This window comes from Terriglobia bacterium (assembly GCA_020073205.1).
GTDB lineage: Bacteria > Acidobacteriota > Polarisedimenticolia > Polarisedimenticolales > JAIQFR01 > JAIQFR01.
Genome location: JAIQFR010000186.1, coordinates 1 through 4151 on the forward strand (window position 1 = coordinate 1; position 4151 = coordinate 4151).

The following is a 4151-nucleotide window of genomic DNA, read 5'->3' on the forward strand; positions in this document are numbered from 1 at the left end:
GGGTTCTCCGTGCCCGTGACCAGCGTCGAGTCGAAGCGCGTGGCGTCGAGGCCGCGCGTCAGGTTGATCACGTGGACTGCCGGGCCGCCGACGTTGAGCCGGGCGATCACCCGGAGCACCTTGACCGCCCGGGTGACACTCAATCCGACTGTGCGGGGTTGTAGTCCAACGGGCAGTTGTCGCAGGCGTCGCCCACCTTGTCGCCGTCGGTATCGTCCTGGAAGGGGTTGTAAGTGGTGGGGCAGTTGTCGCACGCGTTTCCTCGACCATCTGCGTCGGCATCAGCCTGGTCGCGGTTTGACACTAGGATGCAGTTGTCGCACGCGTTCCCAAGTCCGTCGCCGTCCCAGTCCAACTGGTCAGGGTTGTAGGCGAAGCGGCAGTTGTCGCAAGTGTTGTGGACCCCGTCTCCATCCGAGTCCACCCCCGCGCTATCTTCGTCGATCTGCCCATTGCAGTTGTCGTCGATCCCATTGCACACCTCGATGGCTCCCGGGTGTGCATTTGGATTTGTGTCGTCGCAGTCGCGACACCTCGAGAAACCATCGCCATCGCCGTCGGGGCAGTGACACCCGACCTTCGAGAAATACAACCCTGTACCACTCTCGCCAGAGGTGACGGCATACGCACTCCCGTCCCAAACGAGACGCGGAACATACGCGCCGTGACCGTCCTGAAGGAGCGCTCCATCGCCTTGGATAACCCCGTTCCCATTCAGACGAGCGAAGTAGATTTGGTACGCAATCTGGCGATCATCCTCCCAGACGACGCCGAACTCCTCCCCCGAGCTGGCGAGGTTCGGGCTTAGCCTCGTCGAAGGGGACCAGGACGGTTGGTTCACCTCGGTCTGATCTGTGACAAAAGCCCCGTGAGCATCCAGTCTCCGAAAGAAGATCTTCGAATACCCGCTCCCGTCACTCCAGGCGATCCCGTAACCACCATCACATCTCGCGAGGGAGGGGGCACCCTTGGAAGAACCGGAAAGGGTCACAGGCAGTGGACCGTGGAGGACGGAACCCGTGGCGGCAAGTTCAGCGAAATAAACCTCTCTGCTGCCATCGCGCCTATCGAGCCATGCTAGGCCGTAGCTGCTTCCTGACCAGGCCAAGCTGAGGGGGTCGTTCCACGCCGTGCTGGTCACGAGCGTTGGGGAAGTGATTTGGGACCCGGACGCGTCCAGGCGCGTGAAGTAGACATTGCCGCCGTCTATCCAAGCCACACCGAACTCTGCGCCGGTCCACGACAGGCCGGGATTCCAGCCATACGCAATGACGGTCTCGGGAAGAAGCGAGGTGCCGTTGCGATCGAATCGCCTGAACCGGATCTCCTGCAACCCGGTAGATCCGTCTCGCCAAAGAAGTCCGTAGTCGCTTCCGGTCCATTTGAGAATCGGGCTGCCTGTGGACCAACTGGTCGGAGTGACTGAAACTGCTGGCGCGAGGGATTCGCCGCCTGCACCGAGTCGATGAAAGTACAACTGAGTGCTGCCTGGATTGGAGTGCCCAAAGACAATGCCGTACTCCATCCCGTTCCAGGTTAGCGCGCTTGTCCTGTCCGAAGGCTCAGCCGGAAGAAGCTGCGTCGAAACCGCATGCGGATCGGGGTCCGAGCAAGACCGAATACACGATGGTCCGTCGTCAATCTCACCGTCGCAGTTGTGGTCGTACCCATCGCAGACCTCAGGCGCGCCGGGATGCGTGTTCGGATCGGCGTCGTTGCAGTCCTGCGGCGTTCCGCACCCGTCTTCGTAGAAGTAACCGTCGTCGTCGGCGTCGGTGCACGTCTCACGGAAGGTTACGTCAACGGGTCCAGAGAGGTGATCCGCGATGGTCGAGAGCACCTCACCCGTAACGTAGTCAAGTTCAACGACATTGTTTTGGTCGTAGTTGGCGACGTAGAGCGTGCCCCGGGGACTAAAGGCGAGTCCGTACGGAGCGCTCAGTCCCGTACTGGAAATCGTGCGAATGGGAGTCCCGTAGACATCGTACACAGCGATGTCGTTTAGTACGTCTCTGGTGACGTAAATGAGACCGTCCGGACCGTCAGCAACTCCGCGTGCAGATCCACCCGAACTCCAGCTGCGAACGCGATTACCGCCAAGGTCCATTAAGCGAACTTCTTGACTCGGCTCCTGCACTCCCAGAAGGTACCCGTCTTCGGTAACGTGGTATTCTCCCGGGAAGTCGAAGGTCTTTAGGAACGTCCCAGCTGACGAGTATATGTACCCACTCGTTGAGTCTGCCACGTAGATTCGGTCATCGTAGCCGACGCCCAGCGTCGCGCACGGCGAGACGCTTCCAAACGAACCAAGGTAACTGTCGTCCGGACCGAAGTCGAGGATCTCGCCTCTGCTGAAGCCGTCGACGTAGATATGACCATTCGGTGCGCGCTCCAGGTAGTGGAGACTGCTCGCCGGCGAGGGCGACAAGGTTGTGAGGTAGACGTGTGTGTCGTCAAAGACCGAGATTTGACCCGTGTTCTCGTTGGAGACGTAGACTTTGTAACCCGCGCTCACGGTCCCGATGAACAGCACGGTCGAGATGATTGCGATCAGGAACTTGTGCATGTCACTTAACCCCCGGAAAATAAGATCTAGTCTCCAGAGCAACGAGGCAGCTGCGCTGGGTCTCTTCCGCTCAGCCTCCCCCCGTTCGTCTTCCTCCCGTACCTTGTCTGCCCCTGGTACGTCGCGGCGGTAACGTAGTAGTAGCCGTGGCCGGGCTGCGGCGAGGGGAGCGGGTCGGCGACGGTCAGGTAGTCGCCCCGCGCGGGGGGGGACGCCGGGTAGTGGCACTGCAACCCGTGGGCCTGTCCCCAATTTCCCACGGTCGAAAGGTCGCCCCAGTAGGTGTCGAAGGAGTCGGCGGCGGCCATGCCTTCGGGCATGTAGGGGACGCGGAAGCCAACCTGTGCCGGGTGCGGCGTGTAGGTCTGGAGGACATCGAAGGTGGTCGCAAATCCCTCTATGGCCGCGAGCCAGAAGACACCGTTGTCTCCGTAAGGACAGGGGCTTCCCTTGCAATGGCTCTGGATCGGGATTACGAGCCGACCGTTCTTGTCGTCGAATAAGAGTGTCCCGGCACCCAATGCGTCCCCAGCCCCGATGGTGATGGCTTCGCGGAATCCAGGGATCGCTTGATCGACATTCGTGCCGCTGCACTTGTCCTGGAAGAAGCCGATCGTATGCTCCGCGACGCCGTCGTACCGGACGACCTCAAGGTTCATGACGATCTGCTCACCTCCGTTGCATCGCTCGGCTGTCTGCGCTCTCCTGACCATCAATAGGTGGCCTTCGTTATTCACCGCGCGGTGGTTTCCTGCGTGATCTCTTGGCATGCCGTTTAGATCATAGGCGGAGCCTAAGCAGAAATCGCTATCGCAAGGCATGGCGCTGAACTGACGACACGAATAGGCGGGCTCCACCGAGACCCAATCACTGCAGTCGATCGGTTGCCCCGGCTCGCTCGCCGCCACCGGCAGCACGCACACCACGCCCAGCACACAACGGACCAAAAGAGTACGCATCGGCCCCCCCTTCGGTTTCTGCCTACGGTATACGCCGGTTATGGGTGCGGGAGCAATGCCGAGTCGTGGCGGGAGCGACTCGGCGGCGGGGCGAGCGGCGCGGCCGGCGGCTCACACCTCCGTAGAGACAGACGCTGGCCCGACCTCCTGCCCGGCGCACTTCGCGATGCTGAACAGGGCGTTCCACGGGAGTCTCAGCACGCCGGCGTGATAGTCGGTGACCTCAACGCTCAGCCCGTTCTCGTCCCAGGTAACCGAAAACCCCTCGTGCGGGTACTCGATTCGCCCCGAACGCTCCGAGTCGCCCATCTGCACCCCCAGTCAACGCAGCGTGGGAAGCAGCACGCCGTTGCGTTCCCATCATACCGCCAGGCTACTTGTCATCGGACGGAGTGGTGCGGGGGTGGGCAGTACGGCGTTGCCCGGACGCAACGCGAACACAAAGGTCGGCGGCAGGCTGACGTGCATCGCGAACTTCTGCGCCAGGTACAGATCGTGGGTGGCCGGGTAGACGGCCGTGACGGCCGAGTGGCTGTCCAGTGGAGGAACTGGTCGGTTTCGGATGGCCGTTTACCGGCCCGTGCGCAGGAGGTACCAGAGCACTCCACTGAGGAAGACGCCGACGA

Annotated in this window: 3 protein-coding genes; all 3 read right to left on the reverse strand. The window is 61.6% G+C overall.

The features are described 5' to 3' along the window. Positions 1 to 139: 139 nt before the first annotated feature. Positions 140 to 2566 (reverse strand): hypothetical protein, encoded by a 2427-nt coding sequence (locus LAO51_20095; GenBank protein MBZ5641048.1) that lies wholly within the window; start codon positions 2564 to 2566, stop codon positions 140 to 142. A 26-nt stretch (positions 2567 to 2592) separates the two neighbouring features. Further along, positions 2593 to 3225 (reverse strand): hypothetical protein, encoded by a 633-nt coding sequence (locus LAO51_20100; protein ID MBZ5641049.1) that lies wholly within the window; start codon positions 3223 to 3225, stop codon positions 2593 to 2595. Between the two features lie 411 nt (positions 3226 to 3636). Next, positions 3637 to 3834, reverse strand: coding sequence for a hypothetical protein (locus LAO51_20105; GenBank protein MBZ5641050.1), 198 nt, complete (start codon positions 3832 to 3834; stop codon positions 3637 to 3639). Positions 3835 to 4151 lie beyond the last annotated feature (317 nt).

Coding starts and splice junctions, on each gene's coding strand:
- LAO51_20095 (MBZ5641048.1), bottom strand. CDS start 2,566: ATGCACAAGTTCCTGATCGCAATCATCTCGACCGTGCTGTTCATCGGG.
- LAO51_20105 (MBZ5641050.1), bottom strand. CDS start 3,834: ATGGGCGACTCGGAGCGTTCGGGGCGAATCGAGTACCCGCACGAGGGG.
- LAO51_20100 (MBZ5641049.1), bottom strand. CDS start 3,225: ATGAACCTTGAGGTCGTCCGGTACGACGGCGTCGCGGAGCATACGATC.